The sequence below is a fragment of the Streptomyces sp. NPDC059564 genome (genome assembly GCF_042735575.1).
In the GTDB taxonomy this organism is placed as follows: Bacteria; Actinomycetota; Actinomycetes; order Streptomycetales; family Streptomycetaceae; genus Streptomyces.
Genome location: NZ_JBHWBP010000155.1, coordinates 1 through 16631 on the forward strand (window position 1 = coordinate 1; position 16631 = coordinate 16631).

Below are 16631 nucleotides of genomic sequence, written 5' to 3' on the forward strand. Positions count from 1 at the left end.
CCGGATGTCCGGGGCGCGGGCCTTCGTGCGTACGGGTACGGGCGCGGGGGCTAGCCGAGCGGGTGCATCCAGCCGTGGGCGTCGGCGGTGCGGCCGGTCTGGAGGTCCAGGAGCGCCTTGCGGAGCTTCATGGTGACCTCGCCGGGCTCGCCGTCGCCCTGGGTCCAGTGGGCGCGCTCGGACTTGACCGAGCCGACCGGGGTGATGACGGCGGCGGTGCCGCAGGCGAACACCTCGGTGAGGGTGCCGTTCTCGTTGTCGCGCTTCCAGTCCTCGGTGGTGATGCGGCCCTCCTCGGCGGTGTAGCCGAGGTCGCGGGCGATGGTGAGGAGCGAGTCGCGGGTGATGCCCGGCAGGAGCGAGCCGGTGAGCTCGGGGGTGACGATGCGGTCGCCGTACACGAAGTACAGGTTCATGCCGCCCATCTCCTCGATCCAGCGGTGCTCGACGGCGTCCAGCCAGACGACCTGGTCGCAGCCGTGCGAGGCGGCCTGGGCCTGGGCGACGAGCGAGGCCGCGTAGTTGCCGCCGGTCTTGGCGGCGCCGGTGCCGCCCTTGACGGCGCGGACGTACTCCTCGGAGAGCCAGACGGAGACGGGCTTGACGCCACCGGGGAAGTACGCGCCGGCGGGCGAGGCGATGACCATGAAGAGGAACTCGTTGGCCGGGCGGACGCCCAGGCCGACCTCGGACGCGAACATGAACGGCCGCAGGTACAGGGAGGCCTCGCCGGAGTCCGGCACCCAGGCGCGGTCCTGCTTGATCAGGGCGTCGCAGGCCTCGATGAAGAGCTCGGCCGGCAGCTCCGGCATCGCCATGCGGCGGGCCGAGGCCTGGAAGCGCTCGGCGTTGGCGCGGGGGCGGAAGGTGGCGACGGTTCCGTCGGGCTGCTTGTAGGCCTTGAGGCCCTCGAAGATGGTCTGCGCGTAGTGCAGGGTCATGTTGGCCGGGTCGATCGACAGCGGCGCGTACGGGACCAGCTCGGCGTCGTGCCAGCCACGGCCCTCGGTCCACTTGATCGTCACCATGTGGTCGGTGAAGTGGCGGCCGAAGCCGGGGCTGGCCAGGATCGCCTCGCGCTCCGCGTTGGACAGCGGGTTCGAGGAGGGCTTGAGCTCGATCGTGGGCGTCGTCATGAGTGCATGTCCTTCACCGTCGTGTATGGCGGACCGCGCTCATGTCGTACCGGACGTCCGAGCTTCCCCGTATTCCGCGGCCTCGCGTTCGATTATCGCGCGCGAGGGGGCTCCGGTGAAACGGGGTGGTTGCGGCCCAGGGGAGATGGTGGCACCCGGGGCCGCACAGGAGAAGCCGCCGGGTCCGGTGGTCGCGACCCTGCGGCTTCCTGGGATGGAGCTGCCGGGTCAGCCGGCTACGCGTGCGGCGAGGGCGTCGCCGATCGCGTCGGTGGAGCGGAAGGTGCCGTCGCGCTCGGCGAGGTCGGCGGTGACCGCGTCCTCGATGCGGACGGCCTCGGCCTCGCGGCCGAGGTGGCGCAGCAGGAGGGCGACCGAGAGGATCGTCGCGGTCGGGTCGGCCTTGCCGGTGCCGGCGATGTCCGGGGCGGAGCCGTGGACGGGCTCGAACATGGACGGGAAGGCGCCGGTCGGGTTGATGTTCCCGGAGGCGGCCAGGCCGATCCCGCCGGTCACGGCGGCGGCCAGGTCGGTGAGGATGTCACCGAAGAGGTTGTCCGTGACGATGACGTCGAAGCGCTCGGGCTGGGTGACGAAGAAGATCGTCGCGGCGTCGACGTGCAGGTAGTCGGTGGTGACCTCGGGGTACTCCTGGCCGACCTTGTCGAAGATGTTCTTCCACATGTGGCCCGCGTACACGAGGACGTTGTTCTTGTGGACCAGCGTCAGCTTCTTGCGGGGGCGGGCGTTGGCCCGCTCGTACGCGTCACGCACGACGCGCTCCACGCCGTACGCGGTGTTGATGCTGACCTCGGTGGCCACCTCGGCGGGCGTACCGGTACGCAGGCTGCCGCCGTTGCCGGTGTACGGGCCCTCGGTGCCCTCGCGGACCACGACGAAGTCGATCTCCGGACGGCCGGCGAGCGGGGTCGCCGTGTTCGGGAAGAGCTTCGAGGGGCGCAGGTTGATGAAGTGGTCGAAGGCGAAGCGGAGCTTCAGCAGCAGACCGCGCTCCAGGACACCGGACGGGACCGAGGGGTCGCCGATCGCGCCGAGCAGGATCGCGTCGTGGTGCTTGAGCGCTTCGAGCTCCGCGTCCGGGAGGGTCTCACCGGTGCGGTGCCAGCGCTGGGCGCCGAGGTCGTACTCCTTGGTCTCCAGCTTCACATCCTGGGGCAGGACCGCGGTAAGGACCTTGAGGCCCTGAGCCACGACTTCCTGGCCGATGCCATCACCGGGGATCACTGCGAGATTGATGCTGGTCGACATGACGGAACCGTACTCCGTGTCCCAGCCCTCAGACATATCGCGTCCACCATGTGGACCAGTGGTCCGTGCGAACGCGATACGCCCGGGGCCTCGGGTGCGCTGGGTGCGCCGGATGTGCCGGGTGTGCCCGTGCGGGTCAGTGGCCGGTCGAGCCGCCGTTGTCGCGGCGGTCCAGGGCGCGCTGGAGGGCGGCCGCGGCGTTCTTGCGGTCGGCGTCGGCCGGGGAGGTGTGGCGGACGCGACGGGTGGCGGCGGAGGTGGAGGTCATGGTGATCGACTCCTTGAGATCACGGCGTGGCGGGGCCACGGATGAGGGGTTCCTTCAAGGCGCCGGAAGAGGCGGGGAGCGGGGCGCCGCAGGGGTTGCCTGCCAGGGGCGCGCGCTCTCGACCGCCATTCGCCGGATCAGCGAGACGTTCGGCTCCTACAAAGCTAGGCCAGGTCCCGCTGTCTGTCTCCGCAATTACTCGGACTTCCTACTATCTGAGACGGACAACCGCCCGGAAGGCCCCTCCCGAGGTTCCGTTTTCAGCCCCTCTCCGCCCTGAGTTCCCTGATCAGAGCCCTGACGGCAAGACTTGCCGCCAATTCCGGTGTGGTGACGTATCCCACCCGTCTCACCGGCCCCTCGGGACCCAGTCCGGCGATCTCGACGGCGTCCGTGGCCTCCCGCAGCGACAGCTCGGGCAGGATCGCCATGCCCAGGCCCCGGCCGACCATGGTCAGCACCATCGCGTCGTCCTCGGCCTTCACGGTGGCCCTGGGGATCCAGTCCTGGGCGCGCCACCAGTCCCGGGTGTAGGAGCCGCAGTTCTCGTCCCAGTCCAGCAGCGGCAGCCCCTTCGGGTCGGGATGCCCGGCCGGATGCACCAGGCAGTACGCCTCCCGGGTGAGCTCCCCGCTCAGCAGCCCGGGCGGCAGCCCCTCGGACGGTACGTCGCCGGGCGCGCCCAGGGTCGCGACGGCGAGGTCCGCCCGCCCGGCGGCCACCTCCCCGGCCGTCCCGGCGCCGAGTTCGCGCACCACCCTGACCTCGGGGCGGATCCCGGGGTGCAGGGCGGCCAGCCGCTCCAGCGCGGGCGGCAGCAGGTGCAGGGCCGCGCTGCGGAAGGCCGCGACGCGCAGCACCCCGCCCAGCGGCTCTGGCCGGCCGCTCCCCCCGCCGTCGGGCCGCCCGGCGGCGCGGGCCTCCGCGCCGAGGACCTCGTAGAGCCGCAGGATGCGCCGGCCGAGGGCCACGGCCCGCTCCCCCGCCGGGGTGGGCGAGGCCCCGGCGCGCCCGCGGGTGAAGAGCACCGCGCCGACCTTGGCCTCGCTGCCGCGCACCGAGTGCGAGACGGCCGACTGGGTGATCCCGAGCCGGACCGCCGCGGCGGAGAAGCCGCCCGTCTCGGCCACGGCGACCAGCACCCGGAGTTCCTGCGGGACGAGCTCGGCCACGGGGCCCCCACCTCGGTGTATGAGCCGCATTCATGGACGCGCGGCTTCCATGAGGCCAACCCCCTGCCCGGGCCGGGGATTCCTTCCTACGGTCGTCGCCATGACCACGCACACCGCTTCCGCCGTCCACCTGACCGCCCGCCCCACCGGCTTCCCCGCCGCCTCCGGCTTCGCGTACGTCTCCTCGCCGGTCCCCGAACCCGGCCCGGGCACCGCTCTGGTGGAGAACCTGCTGCTCTCGGTGGACCCGTACCACCGCGGACTGATGGACGGAGGCGAGGGCGGCTTCGCCCTGCACTCCCCCCTCGAAGGCCGCGCGGTGGGCCGGGTGACCGCGTCCCGCGACCCGGGGCTGGCCGAGGGTGACCTGGTCTTCCACCGCGCGGGCTGGCGCACCCACGCCCTGGTCACCCTGGGGGTGGACGGCACCCGTAAGCTCCGCGGCCACGCCGGCGTCCCCCTGGAGGCGTACCTGTCCGTCCTGGGCGGGACCGGCCTGACCGCGTACGCCGCCCTCACCCGGACGGCGGCCCTGCGGGAGGGCGAGGACCTCTTCGTCTCGGCCGCCGCGGGCGGGGTCGGCACGGCCACCGGGCACATCGCCCGGCTGCTCGGCGCCCGCCGGATCATCGGCAGCGCGGGATCGGCGGCGAAGGTGGCCCACCTCACCGGCGCCCTGGGCTTCGACGCCGCCTTCGACTACCACGACGGGCCGGTCGGCGAGCAGCTGGCCGAGGCCGCCCCGGACGGCATCGACGTCTACGTGGACAACGTGGGCGGGGACCACCTGGAGGGCGCGATCGACGTGCTGCGCGAGTACGGGCGGATCGCCTGGGTCGGCGGCATCTCGATGTACAACGGCGACCGCTCCCCCGCCGCGCCCCGCAACCTCTTCGAGGTCGTACACAAGTCGTTGCGCCTGGAAGGCGTATTGGTTCGAAATCACACCAATCTGCAGGACGAGCTGGAGGACTTCCTGGTCCCCCACCTGCAGAGCGGCCGATTGGGCACCGACACCACCGTTTTCCAGGGATTCGACCGCACCGTGGACGCCTTCCTGGGCGTGCTCCGCGGGGACAATCTGGGCAAGATGCTGGTCCGTCTCAAGGACTGATTCCAGCCAACCGGATGTTCACCGAGTTCTTACCGCACGGATGTAGACCTTTGCGGCGGCTGCCGCCACTCTTGCCGTCAATGTGCCAGCGGGGCACTTGAGTTGGAGGCGAGCAGCCAGTGACACCCATCAGCCGCAGAGGTTTCGTGGGCATCGGCGCCGGGCTCGTGGCAGGGGCGACCCTGCCCGCGATCACGCCGACGTCGGCGGCCGCCGCCGCCTCGACCGGCACGATCACCGACGTGAAGCACGTGGTGATCCTGATGCAGGAGAACCGCAGCTTCGACCACTACTTCGGCCGGCTCAAGGGCGTCCGCGGCTTCGCCGACCGCGCCGCGGGCAACATCCCGGGCGGCTGGGGCACGTTCAACCAGCCCAACTGGGGCGGCCGCCAGTACCCGTGGAAGCTCTCCGCCACCCCGCCGGCCGGCGGCGCCGACAGCGAGACGCTGGCCCAGTGCACCGGCGACCTCCCGCACAGCTGGACCTCGCAGCACGCCGCCTGGAACAAGGGCCGGATGGACAACTTCGTCACCGGCGTCGGCAACACCCGCACCCTCGGCTACCTGGACCGCGCCGACATACCCTTCCACTACGGGCTCGCCGACAACTACACGATCTGCGACGCCTACTTCTGCTCGACCCTGAGCGCCACCGGCCCCAACCGCACCTTCCTGTGGAGCGGCAAGATCGACCCGTCCAGCAAGGACGGCGGCGACGAGTCCGGGCTGACCTGGGAGACGTACGCGGAGGCCCTCCAGCGGGCCGGGATGAGCTGGAAGGTCTACCAGAACGCCCAGGACAACTACGGGGACAACGGGCTCGCCTACTTCAAGAAGTTCACCGACGCCCACCCCGGCGACCCCCTGTGGGACCGGGGCATGGGCTCGGTCCCCAGGGTCACCGGCTCCACCCCGGACGACATCGCCGCCGCCATCCGCGCGGACGTGGTCGCCGGGACCCTCCCCCAGGTGTCCTGGGTCGTCGCGAACGAGGCCTTCTCGGAGCACCCGTACGCCCCGCCCGGTGACGGCGCGCACTTCGTGGACCTGGTGTACCGGGCGCTCGCCGCGAACCCCGACGTCTTCGACTCCACCGTCCTGTTCCTCAACTACGACGAGAACGACGGCTTCTTCGACCACGTGCCGCCGCCGGTCGCCCCGCCCGGCACGGCCGACGAGTACATCGACGGCACCCCGATCGGCCTCGGCTTCCGCGTGCCGATGATCGTGATGTCCCCGTGGACCCGCGGCGGCTGGGTCAGCTCCGAGGTCTTCGACCACACCTCGGTGCTGCGGTTCATGGAAACCTGGACGGCGGCCCTCGGCACCCCGGCGGCCTGCCCGAACATCAGCGCCTGGCGCCGCAAGGTGGTCGGCGACCTGACCGGCGTCTTCGACTTCGCGCACCCGGTCTACGGGGTGCCCGCGGGCCTGCCCTCCACCGCGAAGGTGATCGGGCAGTCGACCTGCGGCCCGCTCCCCAACCCGGCGCCGCAGGACAACGCGCTCCCGGCGCAGGAGCCCGGCACCCGGCCGGCCCGCGCCCTCCCGTACCAGGTCAACGGCAACCTCGACCGCTTGGAGTTCGGGGCGGCCGGGAAGATCCTGGCCTGGTTCTCGATGACCAACCAGGGCGCGCAGGCGAAGCGGCCGGCGCACTTCTCGATCCACCCGCACCAGTACCGGGACACGACGGCCTGGCAGTACACGGTGGACCCGAACAGCACGTCGACGGACTACTTCAGCATCGGCCTGGGCTCCGGCTCCGGCAAGTACGACATCTCCATGTACGGCCCGAACCGCTTCCTGCGCCGCTTCCTCGGCGACGCCACGAAGCCGGGCAAGGACCTGGAGGTGGCGGCCCGCTTCGCGGTGGAGCCGGGCACCGGCAAAATGGCGATCTGGTTCAAGATGACGAACGCCTCCGCCTCCCCGGTCACCTTCACGATCCGCTCCAACGCCTACCGCACGGACGGCCCGTGGACGTACACCGTCCCGGCGAACTCCTCGCGCGAGGACTACTTCAACGCGGTGGCGTACAACAAGGGCTGGTACGACTTCACGCTCCTGGCCGACTCCGACGGGACTTGGTCGCGCCGCTACACGGGCCACATCGAGACGGGCGCGCCCAGCATCAGCGGCAGCTAGAGCGAGTCGCCGTCGCGCCGCCCGCCGGTCCCCCGCAGCCGAAAGGCCGGAAATATGCGGGGGCTCCGAAACCCGGAGGGGCTCACCAGACGTCCCGGAAGTACCGCTGACCGATCTCGTCGAGCGGGCTCCGCGGCGCCGCCGGGCCGGCCGGGCGGGGCGTGTGGTCCACCCCGGCCCCGTCGTGGTTGCGCAGGTCGATGGCGGTCCCCACCCCGTACGCGGCCGGGGTGGTCCAGCCCCGGCCGGCGAGCCCGTCGAGGCCGTCCGCCCGGAACACGGCTCCGGGCCGCCGCGTCCCGGGGCCGCCGGGGTCCCGGGCGCGGAGCGGCCTTCCCGGTCCCGGAATCGACCGACGTTCGACACGGACATAGCACCCCTGTCCGTACACATCGGACAGCCCGGGAAGGCGCGACCCTGGCCTCAGGAGTTCCCCCGCGTGAAGATCTGCGCATGTCGCCTGAGACCCAGCAGTGGACCCCCACCCATGGCCAGCCCTACCGGCCCGTCGCCTACCGGCCCGCGCGCATGCCGAGTCAGGAATCCCTCGCGCGCGCGGCGGAACTGCGCGTCCGGATGGACGAGCGGCGCACCGTACGCCGCTTCTCCCCGGACCCCGTCCCCGACCAGGCCGTCCGCGACGCCATCGCCTGCGCGGCCACCGCCCCCTCCGGGGCGCACCAGCAGCCGTGGACCTTCGTCCTGGTCAAAGACCCGGGCATCCGCCGGCAGATCCGCGCCGCCGCCGAGCAGGAGGAGCAGATCTCCTACGACGGCCGCCTCGGCGACGAATGGCTCGCCGCCCTGCGCCCCATCGGCACCGACGCCGTGAAGACCCACCTCACCGACGCCCCGGCGCTGATCGTGGTCTTCCAGCAGCGCTACTGGCTCGGCCCCGACGGCACGAAGCGCAAGCACTACTACGTCGACGAGTCGGTCGGCATCGCGGTCGGCATGCTCCTGTCCGCCCTGCACCTCAGCGGCCTGGCGGCCCTCATCCACACCCCGAGCCCGATGCGCTTCCTGAGCCACGTCCTGAACCGCCCCGAGAACGAGAAGGCCTTCGCCGTCATCCCGGTCGGCTACCCCGCCGACGACTGCGAGGTCCCGGACCTGATCCGCAAGTCCCTGGACCAGGTCCTGGTGGAGGTCTAGCGCCCTGCCCCTGCCCCGGCCCCGGCCCCGGCCCCGGCCCCGGCCCCGGAAATGGAACCGCCCCCGCTCCGGGCTTGGGGGTACCGGAGCGGGGGCGGGGTTCAGCGGGGCGGTCAGCCCATGTGGGGGTAGCCGTACTCGGTCGGCGGGACCAGGGTCTCCTTGATGGAGCGGGTCGAGGTCCAGCGGAGCAGGTTCGACGCCGCGCCCGCCTTGTCGTTCGTACCCGAGGCACGGCCGCCGCCGAAGGGCTGCTGGCCGACGACGGCGCCGGTCGACTTGTCGTTGATGTAGAAGTTGCCCGCCGCGAAGCGGAGCTTCTCCATCGTGTCGGCGGCCGCGTAGCGGTCCTGCGCGATGACGGCGCCGGTCAGGGCGTACGCCGAGACGCTCTCCATCTGCGCGAGCATCTCGTCGTACTTGTCGTCCTCGTACACGTGGATCGCGAGGATCGGGCCGAAGTACTCGGTCGTGAAGACCTCGTTCTCCGGGTCGGTGCACGCGATGACGGTCGGGCGGACGAAGTAGCCCTCCGAGTCGTCGTACGTGCCGCCCGCGACGATGGTGCAGGTCGGGTCGGCCTTCGCACGGTCGATCGCGGCCTTGTTCTTCGCGAAGGAGCGCTCGTCGATGACCGCGCCGATGAAGTTCGTCAGGTCGCGGACGTCACCCATGGTGATGCCGTCGACCTCGGCCGCGAACTGCTCCTTGAAGCCGTCGTTCCAGATGGACGCCGGAACGTAGGCGCGCGAGGACGCCGAGCACTTCTGGCCCTGGAACTCGAAGGAACCGCGGGTCAGGGCGGTCTTCAGGATGCCGCGGTCCGCGGACGGGTGCGCGACGACGAAGTCCTTGCCGCCGGTCTCGCCGACGAGGCGCGGGTAGGAGCGGTACTTCTCGATGTTGTTGCCGACCGTCTTCCACAGGTACTGGAAGGTCTTGGTCGAGCCGGTGAAGTGGATGCCGGCCAGCTCGGGGTGGTTCAGGGCCACCTCGGAGACGGCGATGCCGTCGCCCGTCACCAGGTTGATGACGCCCTTGGGCAGGCCGGCGGCCTCCAGGAGCTCCATCAGCAGGACGGCGGAGTGGGTCTGCGTCGGGGACGGCTTCCACACGACCACGTTGCCCATCAGGGCGGGGGCGGTCGGCAGGTTGCCGGCGATGGCCGTGAAGTTGAACGGCGTGATCGCGTAGACGAAGCCCTCGAGCGGACGGTGGTCGCTGCGGTTCCACACGCCGGCGGAGTTCGCGACCGGCTGCTCGGCCAGGATCTGGCGGGCGAAGTGGACGTTGAAGCGCCAGAAGTCGACGAGCTCGCACGGGGTGTCGATCTCGGCCTGCTGGGCGGTCTTGGACTGGCCCAGCATGGTCGAGGCGGCGAGCTTCTCGCGCCACGGGCCGGACAGCAGCTCGGCGGCGCGCAGGATGATCGCGGCGCGGTCGTCGAAGGACATCGCGCGCCAGGCCGGGGCGGCGGCCAGGGCGGCGTCGACGGCCTCCTGGGCGTCGGCCTCGGTGGCGTTGGCGTAGGTGCCGATGACGGACTTGTGGTCGTGCGGCTGGACGACGTCGAAGCGCTCGCCCGCGCCCATCCGCTTGACGCCGTTGATCGTCATCGGGAGGTCGACCGGGTTCTCGGACAGCTGCTTGAGCTGGAGCTCGAGGCGCGCGCGCTCCGCGCTGCCGGGGGCGTACGAGTGGACCGGCTCGTTGACCGGCGCGGGGACCTGGGTAACAGCATCCATGGGGCTGGTAACTCCTTGAGCTAGTGGGGTGCCTAGTTCTTGGTGATCATCGAGCGGAGGAAGAAGAGCAGGTTGGCCGGCTTCTCCGCGAGTCGGCGCATGAAGTAGCCGTACCAGTCGGTGCCATAGGCCGTGTAGACCCGCATCCGGTGGCCTTCGGCGGCGAGCCGCAGGTGCTCCTCGCTGCGGATGCCGTACAGCATCTGGAACTCGTACTCGTCCAGTTTGCGCCCCGCCTGCCGGGCCAGCTCCTGGCCGATGGCGATCAGACGCGGGTCGTGGGACCCGATCATCGGGTAGCCGTCGCCCTCCATCAGGATCTTCATGATCCGGACGTACGCCTTGTCGATCTCGGCCTTGTCCTGGTACGCGACCTCGGCGGGCTCCTTGTAGGCGCCCTTCACGATGCGGACGCGGCTGCCGGCGGCGGCCAGGCGGCGGGCGTCGGCCTCGGTGCGGAAGAGGTAGGCCTGGATCACGCAGCCGGTCTGGGGGAAGTCCCGGCGCAGCTCCTCGTGGATGGCGAACATCGAGTCGAGGGTGGTGTGGTCCTCGGCGTCGAGGGTCACGGTGGTGCCGATGGCGGCGGCGGCCTCGACGACGGGACGGACGTTGGCGAGGGCCAGCTCGTGGCCGCCCTCCAGTGCCTGGCCGAACATCGACAGCTTGACCGACATCTCGACCGTCTCGCCCAGGCCCAGCGCGGCGAGGCGCTCGATCAGTTCGAGGTACGCGTCGCGGGCGGCGTGGGACTGCTCCACGGCGGTGATGTCCTCGCCGACGACGTCGAGGGTGACCTCCAGGCCGCGCTGCGTGAGGTCCTCGACGATCGGGATGACCTGGTCGACCGTCTCACCGGGGATGAACCGGTTCACCACGGGCTTGGTCACCGGGGCGGCGGAGACGATTCGGCGCATCTTGTCGCTGCGCGAAGCGGCGAGGATCACGGGACCCAGCACGGGGCACCTCCAACGGGTGGCAGAAGCGGACTACGGCCACCGCGCGGGTGGGCCGCGGCCGTAAGGAAAACGCGAGTAAAACCACCGTGAAACCTAAGGATCTCCACGATCCTCGGCCATCGACAGCTGTCACGCATCCGTGTCCCGGATCTCATACATCTGTCTGAAGGGCCGTCCCCGGGATGGGAGAATGGCCGCGTGAAGGGCGATTACCAGGACCTGGTCGACGAGATCTCGGCGCTGCTCGGCGCCCCGGCCACGCTGGAGAACCGGGATTTCCGCCTCATCGCCTTCGGCGCCCACGACAGCGACGACGACCTCGCCATGGACCCCGTCCGGACCCGCTCGATCCTCACCCGCCAGTCGACGGCGGCCGTCCGGTCCTGGTTCGAGGCCTACGGGATCGCCCGCGCGACCGGCCCGGTCCGGATCCCGGCGGCGCCGGAGGCGGGGGTCTTCCGGGGGCGGATCTGCCTTCCCGTGCGGTACCGGGGCATCGTGCAGGGCTACGTGTGGCTCCTCGATCAGGATCCGGGCCCCGGGGCGGAGGCGCTGGACGCGGCCATGGAGGTGGCCCAGCGCATCGGGGTGCTGCTCGCGGAGGAGGCCAAGGCGGGCGCCGACCTGTCCCGGGAGTTCCTGGCCGCCCTCACCGCCGGCCGGGGCTGGCAGCAGGACATGGCGGTGGCCGCGCTGCGGCTGGCGCTGGGGCCGGGGGCCGAGGGACTGCACGCCGCCGTGTGCGTGGCCCCGTGGACCGGGGAGGCTCCGGGGTCGGTGCCGGGGGCGTCGGCGGTGTGCGTGGTTCCCGGGGACCCCGGCGGCGCGGGGGGCTCCGCGGTGCTCGCCGTACTGCTCCGGCTCCGCTCGACGGACGCCCTCGCACCGGCCCTGAGCGCGGTGGGCCGACTGCTGCCGCGCCCGGTGGCGGGGGCCGGCGGGGCGGGAACCTCAGGCGCGGTACGGGGCTCCGGCACCCCGGGCGCGCCGGACGCCGGGCCGGGTGGGCCGTACGGGATCACCGCGGGGCTGTCCGACCCGGTCCGGGCGCTCACGCAGCTGCCCGCCGCCTGGGCGCAGGCCGCCGCCGCGGCCCGGGCGGCAGCGGCGCAGCCGCGGCTCGGGCCGGTGGCGCAGTGGTCGGCGATCGGCCCCTACCGGATGCTGTCCGCCCTGGCGGCGGACCCGGTGGACGACCCGGCGACCCGGGCCCTGCTGGGCCCCGCCCACCGGGAACTGGCGCGCACCGCCGAGGTGTTCCTCGACTGCGCGGGCCAGGCGGGCCGCGCGGCGGCGGCGCTGGGCATCCACCGCCAGACCCTGTACTACCGGCTGGGCCGGGTGGAGCAGCTGACGGGGCTCGACCTGGACGAGGGCGAGGACCGCCTGTTGCTCCACATGGCCCTCAAGTCCGCCCACCTACACGGCTGACCGGCCCGTCAGCCCCTCGGCCACCCGTCGCAGCCCCTCGGTGAAGTCCTCCGCCGAGGGGGCGCTCGCCGGGTCGAACAGCCACTGGATCATCAGGCCGTTGAGCAGCGCCTGGTAGACGGTGCCGAGGGTGCGCTCGTCCTCCTCGGTGATCTCGTCCTCCGGCGTCCCGGTCAGCATCGAGATCAGGCCCCGGCGCCCCTCGGCCTGCGAAACGGCGAGCATCGCCCGCAGCTCGGGGTGCCGGTCGCCGCTCAGCCCGACCTCCAGGCTGGCCGCCCAGAGGGGCGCCAACGCCTCGTGCTGCCCCAGCACCCCGTCCCACAGTCCGCGCATGCGCTCCAGCGAGCCGTCCGCGCCGCCGAGGGTGCTGTGGAAGCCCTCACCCCACTCCTCCATCAGAGCGATGAAGGCCTGGGTGAGCAGGGCGTCCTTGGAGCCGTAGTGATAGCCGATGGACGCCAGGTTCGTGCCGGAGGCGCTGACGATGTCGCGCGCCGTCGTCCGCACGAACCCCTTCTCGGCCAGGCACTTCTTCGCGCCTTCGAGCAGATCTTCACGATGTCCCATGTCGCCACCGTAGCAAGACAACCGTCCTAGACGGAAGTTCCATACAAACGTCATAGACAAACGTTTATGACGTCTGTACATTCCTTCCCATGACGAACCCCGCCGCTACGGCGCACCTCGCCGGACGCCGTGAATGGACCGCCTTCACCGTCCTGCTGCTGCCCCTGCTCCTGGTCTCGATGGACGTCTCCGTCCTCTACTTCGCCATCCCGGCCATCACCCGGGAGCTCGATCCCAGCGCCACCCAGCAGCTCTGGATCTTCGACAGCTACGCCTTCGCCCTCTCCGGCCTGCTGATCACGATGGGCTCGCTCGGCGACCGGATCGGCCGCCGCAAGCTCCTGCTGATGGGCGCGACCGCCTTCGGACTCGCCTCCGTCGCCGCCGCGTACGCCACCAGCGCCGAGATGCTGATCGCGGCCCGCGTGCTCCTCGGCATCGGCGGCGCGACGCTGATGCCGTCCACGCTGGCGCTCGTACGCAACCTGTTCCGGGACGACAAGCAGCGCGGCAAGGCCATCGCCATCTGGTCCGGGGCCATGACCGGCGGCATCGCCCTCGGTTCGGTGCTGAGCGGCGTGATGCTGAACCACTTCTGGTGGGGCTCGGTCTTCCTGGTCAACGTTCCCGCGATGCTGCTCCTGCTGGTCCTGGTCCCGGTGCTGGTACCGGAGTTCAAGGACCCGGCCCCCGGCCGCTTCGACCTGCTGAGCATCCCGCTCTCGACGGCCGCCGTCCTGCCGGTGGTCTACGGGCTCAAGGAGATCGCCGCCGAGGGCTTCGAGCCGCTCTACCTCGGCTGCCTCGCCGTCGGCCTGGCCTTCGGGTTCGCCTTCGTCCGCCGCCAGCGCCGCCGCGAGGACGCCATGATCGGCCGGGCGCTGTTCCGGGGGCGCGGCTTCGGGGCGGGCATCGCCCTCAACACCATCGCCGCCTTCGCCGTGATGGGGTCGGCCTACTTCACCACCCAGTACCTGCAGTCCGTGCTCGGCATGGGCACCCTGGAGGCGGCCCTGTGGAGCCTCGCCCCGTCCCTCCTGATCGGCGCGGCAGCCCCGGTGGGTGCGGTCCTGGCCCAGAAGACCGACCGGGCCCACGTCATCGCGGGCGGCTTCGTCCTCGCCGCCGCCGGCTTCACCCTGATCTCGCTGGTGGGCACCGACTCCCTGTGGCTGCTGCTGGCCGGCGCCGGGGTCCTGGCCAGCGGCGTCGTGACCGTGATGTCCCTGGTCTCCGACCTGGCGCTGGGCTCGGCCCCCGCCGAGAAGGCCGGTTCGGCCGCCGCCCTGCTGGAGACGGGCCAGGAGTTCGGCGGCGCGCTCGGGATGGCGCTGCTGGGCAGCCTCGGCACCGCCGTCTACAGCTCCGACCTGGCCGGCGCCGCGCCCGCCGCCCGGGAGACCCTCGGCGGTGCGGTGGCCACCGCCCGGCAGACCGGCGGCGAGGCGGGCGAGCAGCTGCTGGCCCTGGCCCGCGAGGCCTTCGTCCACGGAATGCAGTACGCGGCCTGGGGTGGCGCGGCGCTGCTCCTCGTCGCGGCGGGCCTCGCCCTGGCCCTGACCCGGGGCCTGGGAACCTCCGCCCCGGCCGCGGCGGAGCCGGCCCGCACGGTCCCGGCGCCGGTGCGCTGAGCCCCGTAACGAGGACGCGGGCGGAGGGGATGCGCGAAAGGGCCCGGGGTGGGTACCCCGGGCCCTTTCGGGTGTCGTGCGACGGTCAGCCGAGGTTGACCGTACGGGCCGACGCGGCGCCGATCTCGTCCGAGATGGCCGCGAGGACGTCCACCGGGACCTCGGCGTCGACGGTGAGGATGACGAGCGCCTCGCCGCCCTCCTCGGCGCGGGCGACCTGCATGCCCGCGATGTTCAGGCCCGCCTCGCCGAGCAGCTGCCCGACCTTGCCGACCACGCCCGGGCGGTCGGTGTAGCGGAGCACGATCATGTGGTCGGCCAGGGCCAGGTCCACGTCGTACTCGCCGACGCCCACGATCTTCTGAAGGTGCTTCGGGCCCGCCAGGGTGCCGGAGACCGACACCTCCTGACCGTCCGACAGCGTGCCGCGGACGGTCACCACGTTGCGGTGGTCCGGGGACTCCGAGCTGGTGGTCAGCCGCACCTCGACGCCGCGCTCCTGCGCGAACAGGGGGGCGTTGACGTAGGAGACCGTCTCGTCGACGACGTCCTCGAAGACGCCCTTGAGCGCGGAGAGTTCCAGCACCTTGACGTCGTGCTGGGTGATCTCGCCGCAGACCTCGACGTCGAGACGGACCGCGACCTCGCCCGCGAGAGCGGTGAAGATGCGGCCGAGCTTCTCGGCGAGCGGCAGGCCCGGACGGACGTCCTCGGCGATGACGCCGCCCTGGACGTTGACCGCGTCCGGCACGAGCTCGCCGGCGAGCGCGAGGCGCACCGACTTGGCGACCGAGACGCCGGCCTTCTCCTGGGCCTCGTCCGTGGACGCGCCGAGGTGCGGGGTGCAGACGACCTGGTCGAGCTCGAAGAGCGGGGAGTCCGTGCAGGGCTCCTTCGCGTACACGTCGAGGCCGGCGCCGGCGACGCGGCCCTCCTTGATGGCCGAGTACAGCGCGGCCTCGTCCACGATCCCGCCGCGCGCGGCGTTGACGATGCGGACGGACGGCTTCACCTTGTGCAGGGCCTCGTCCCCGATGAGACCGAGGGTCTCCGGGGTCTTGGGCAGGTGCACGGTGATGAAGTCGGCGACCTCGAGGAGTTCGTCCAGCGTCAGCATCTTGACGCCCATCTGGGCGGCGCGCGCGGGCTGTACGTAGGGGTCGTAGGCGACGACCTTCATGCCGAAGGCCGACATGCGCTGGGCGACCAGGACGCCGATGCGGCCGAGGCCGACGACGCCGAGGGTCTTCTCGCTGAGCTCGACGCCCGTGTACTTGTTCCGCTTCCACTCGCCGTTCTTCAGGGCGGTGTTGGCCTGCGGAATGTGACGGGCCGTGGCGACGAGCAGGCCGCAGGCGAGCTCGGCGGCGGTCACGATGTTGGAGGTCGGGGCGTTCACGACCATCACGCCGGCCTTGGTGGCGGCGGAAACGTCGACGTTGTCGAGGCCGACACCGGCGCGAGCGACGACCCTCAGCTTCTTGGCGGCGGCGATCGCCTCCGCGTCCACCTTGGTGGCGGAGCGGACCAGGATCGCGTCGACGTCGACGATCGCGGGGAGCAGCTCCGCGCGGTCGGCTCCGTTGACGTGCCGGATCTCGAAGTCCGGACCGAGTGCCTCCACCGTGGCGGGCGACAGCTCTTCGGCGATGAGTACGACAGGTTTCGAGCTCACGTGGGTCCTCACAAGTCCAGTGCGGACGGCCGTCCCGACGGCCGCAGGCGGTGGAGGGGGTAGCCGCGTGGAAGACGCACGACACTGTGGGCCTGACGCGTTGTGTTGAGCAGTGTAGTGGCGTATCCGAAGCGGAATTCCGCCTGTACGGAAGGATCACCCGTCCGAGATTGGCCGGGGTGGACAATCCGCACTACAGGACGGCTACATTCCGGCCATCCCCCCACCGATGGGGTGATGTGCGGCGGGGGGGGGGGGGGGCGGGGGCGGCCCCCCCCCGGCCGCGTACAGGACGGCCGGGGGGGGGGGTGTTTTTTCAAAAAAAAGGGCCCGGAAAGCCACAAACAACAGGGGTG

The 16631-nt window shown here is 71.6% G+C and carries 14 protein-coding genes; 5 read left to right on the forward strand and 9 right to left on the reverse strand.

The genetic code is table 11. The features are described from left to right. Window positions 1-50: 50 nt before the first annotated feature. From ACFV0Q_RS24095 to ACFV0Q_RS24110, 4 genes are all read right to left on the reverse strand, one after another. A complete protein-coding gene (locus ACFV0Q_RS24095) occupies window positions 51-1136 on the reverse strand; it encodes a branched-chain amino acid aminotransferase (RefSeq protein ID WP_385008408.1) in 1086 nt (361 codons plus the stop codon). Window positions 1137-1364: 228 nt separating this feature from the next. Beyond that, a complete protein-coding gene (locus tag ACFV0Q_RS24100; protein ID WP_385008410.1) occupies window positions 1365-2405 on the reverse strand; it encodes a 3-isopropylmalate dehydrogenase in 1041 nt (346 codons plus the stop codon). Window positions 2406-2541: 136 nt separating this feature from the next. Then, window positions 2542-2673, reverse strand: coding sequence for a hypothetical protein (locus tag ACFV0Q_RS24105; protein WP_385008411.1), 132 nt, complete (start codon window positions 2671-2673; stop codon window positions 2542-2544). A gap of 260 nt (window positions 2674-2933) precedes the next feature. Continuing rightward, window positions 2934-3845 (reverse strand): LysR family transcriptional regulator, encoded by a 912-nt coding sequence (locus ACFV0Q_RS24110; protein WP_385008412.1) that lies wholly within the window; start codon window positions 3843-3845, stop codon window positions 2934-2936. 100 nt (window positions 3846-3945) lie between these two features. On the opposite strand from ACFV0Q_RS24110, the gene ACFV0Q_RS24115 reads away from it, so the two are divergent. Together ACFV0Q_RS24115 and ACFV0Q_RS24120 are read left to right on the forward strand one after the other, a co-directional pair. After that, window positions 3946-4959 carry an NADP-dependent oxidoreductase gene (locus tag ACFV0Q_RS24115; protein WP_385008414.1) on the forward strand — a complete coding sequence of 338 codons (1014 nt, stop codon included), beginning with the start codon at window positions 3946-3948 and terminating at the stop codon, window positions 4957-4959. A 119-nt stretch (window positions 4960-5078) separates the two neighbouring features. Beyond that, window positions 5079-7109 (forward strand): phosphocholine-specific phospholipase C, encoded by a 2031-nt coding sequence (locus ACFV0Q_RS24120; protein WP_385008415.1) that lies wholly within the window; start codon window positions 5079-5081, stop codon window positions 7107-7109. An 82-nt stretch (window positions 7110-7191) separates the two neighbouring features. Here ACFV0Q_RS24120 and ACFV0Q_RS24125 read toward each other — a convergent pair whose 3' ends face one another. Then, window positions 7192-7389: a hypothetical protein gene (locus ACFV0Q_RS24125; protein ID WP_385008416.1), complete on the reverse strand. Its 198-nt coding sequence runs from the start codon at window positions 7387-7389 to the stop codon at window positions 7192-7194. Window positions 7390-7562: 173 nt separating this feature from the next. Here ACFV0Q_RS24125 and ACFV0Q_RS24130 point away from each other — a divergent pair, with 173 nt between their 5' ends. After that, complete coding sequence (locus tag ACFV0Q_RS24130) at window positions 7563-8264, forward strand: nitroreductase family protein (RefSeq protein ID WP_385008418.1); 702 nt, start codon at window positions 7563-7565, stop codon at window positions 8262-8264. A gap of 113 nt (window positions 8265-8377) precedes the next feature. Here ACFV0Q_RS24130 and pruA read toward each other — a convergent pair whose 3' ends face one another. Together pruA and ACFV0Q_RS24140 are read right to left on the reverse strand one after the other, a co-directional pair. After that, entirely contained in the window at window positions 8378-10009 is a 1632-nt protein-coding gene (gene pruA / locus ACFV0Q_RS24135; protein WP_385008419.1) for an L-glutamate gamma-semialdehyde dehydrogenase, read from the reverse strand. Between the two features lie 32 nt (window positions 10010-10041). Continuing rightward, window positions 10042-10968, reverse strand: a complete 927-nt coding sequence (locus ACFV0Q_RS24140) for a proline dehydrogenase family protein (protein ID WP_385008420.1) — start codon at window positions 10966-10968, stop codon at window positions 10042-10044. 198 nt (window positions 10969-11166) lie between these two features. On the opposite strand from ACFV0Q_RS24140, the gene ACFV0Q_RS24145 reads away from it, so the two are divergent. Beyond that, a complete protein-coding gene (locus ACFV0Q_RS24145; protein ID WP_385008421.1) occupies window positions 11167-12399 on the forward strand; it encodes a PucR family transcriptional regulator in 1233 nt (410 codons plus the stop codon). Here ACFV0Q_RS24145 and ACFV0Q_RS24150 read toward each other — a convergent pair. Continuing rightward, window positions 12388-12969 carry a TetR/AcrR family transcriptional regulator gene (locus tag ACFV0Q_RS24150; protein WP_385008422.1) on the reverse strand — a complete coding sequence of 194 codons (582 nt, stop codon included), beginning with the start codon at window positions 12967-12969 and terminating at the stop codon, window positions 12388-12390. The genes ACFV0Q_RS24145 and ACFV0Q_RS24150 overlap by 12 nt on opposite strands. 89 nt (window positions 12970-13058) lie before the next feature. Between ACFV0Q_RS24150 and ACFV0Q_RS24155 the strand changes: the two genes are divergently transcribed. Beyond that, window positions 13059-14600: an MFS transporter gene (locus ACFV0Q_RS24155; RefSeq protein ID WP_385008423.1), complete on the forward strand. Its 1542-nt coding sequence runs from the start codon at window positions 13059-13061 to the stop codon at window positions 14598-14600. A gap of 85 nt (window positions 14601-14685) precedes the next feature. Here ACFV0Q_RS24155 and serA read toward each other — a convergent pair whose 3' ends face one another. Further along, window positions 14686-16275 carry a phosphoglycerate dehydrogenase gene (gene serA, locus ACFV0Q_RS24160; protein WP_385008424.1) on the reverse strand — a complete coding sequence of 530 codons (1590 nt, stop codon included), beginning with the start codon at window positions 16273-16275 and terminating at the stop codon, window positions 14686-14688. Between the last annotated feature and the right edge of the window lie 356 nt (window positions 16276-16631).

Coding starts and splice junctions, on each gene's coding strand:
- ACFV0Q_RS24095 (WP_385008408.1), bottom strand. CDS start 1,136: ATGACGACGCCCACGATCGAGCTCAAGCCCTCCTCGAACCCGCTGTCC.
- ACFV0Q_RS24100 (WP_385008410.1), bottom strand. CDS start 2,405: ATGTCGACCAGCATCAATCTCGCAGTGATCCCCGGTGATGGCATCGGC.
- ACFV0Q_RS24105 (WP_385008411.1), bottom strand. CDS start 2,673: ATGACCTCCACCTCCGCCGCCACCCGTCGCGTCCGCCACACCTCCCCG.
- ACFV0Q_RS24115 (WP_385008414.1), top strand. CDS start 3,946: ATGACCACGCACACCGCTTCCGCCGTCCACCTGACCGCCCGCCCCACC.
- ACFV0Q_RS24130 (WP_385008418.1), top strand. CDS start 7,563: ATGTCGCCTGAGACCCAGCAGTGGACCCCCACCCATGGCCAGCCCTAC.
- pruA (WP_385008419.1), bottom strand. CDS start 10,009: ATGGATGCTGTTACCCAGGTCCCCGCGCCGGTCAACGAGCCGGTCCAC.
- ACFV0Q_RS24150 (WP_385008422.1), bottom strand. CDS start 12,969: ATGGGACATCGTGAAGATCTGCTCGAAGGCGCGAAGAAGTGCCTGGCC.
- ACFV0Q_RS24155 (WP_385008423.1), top strand. CDS start 13,059: ATGACGAACCCCGCCGCTACGGCGCACCTCGCCGGACGCCGTGAATGG.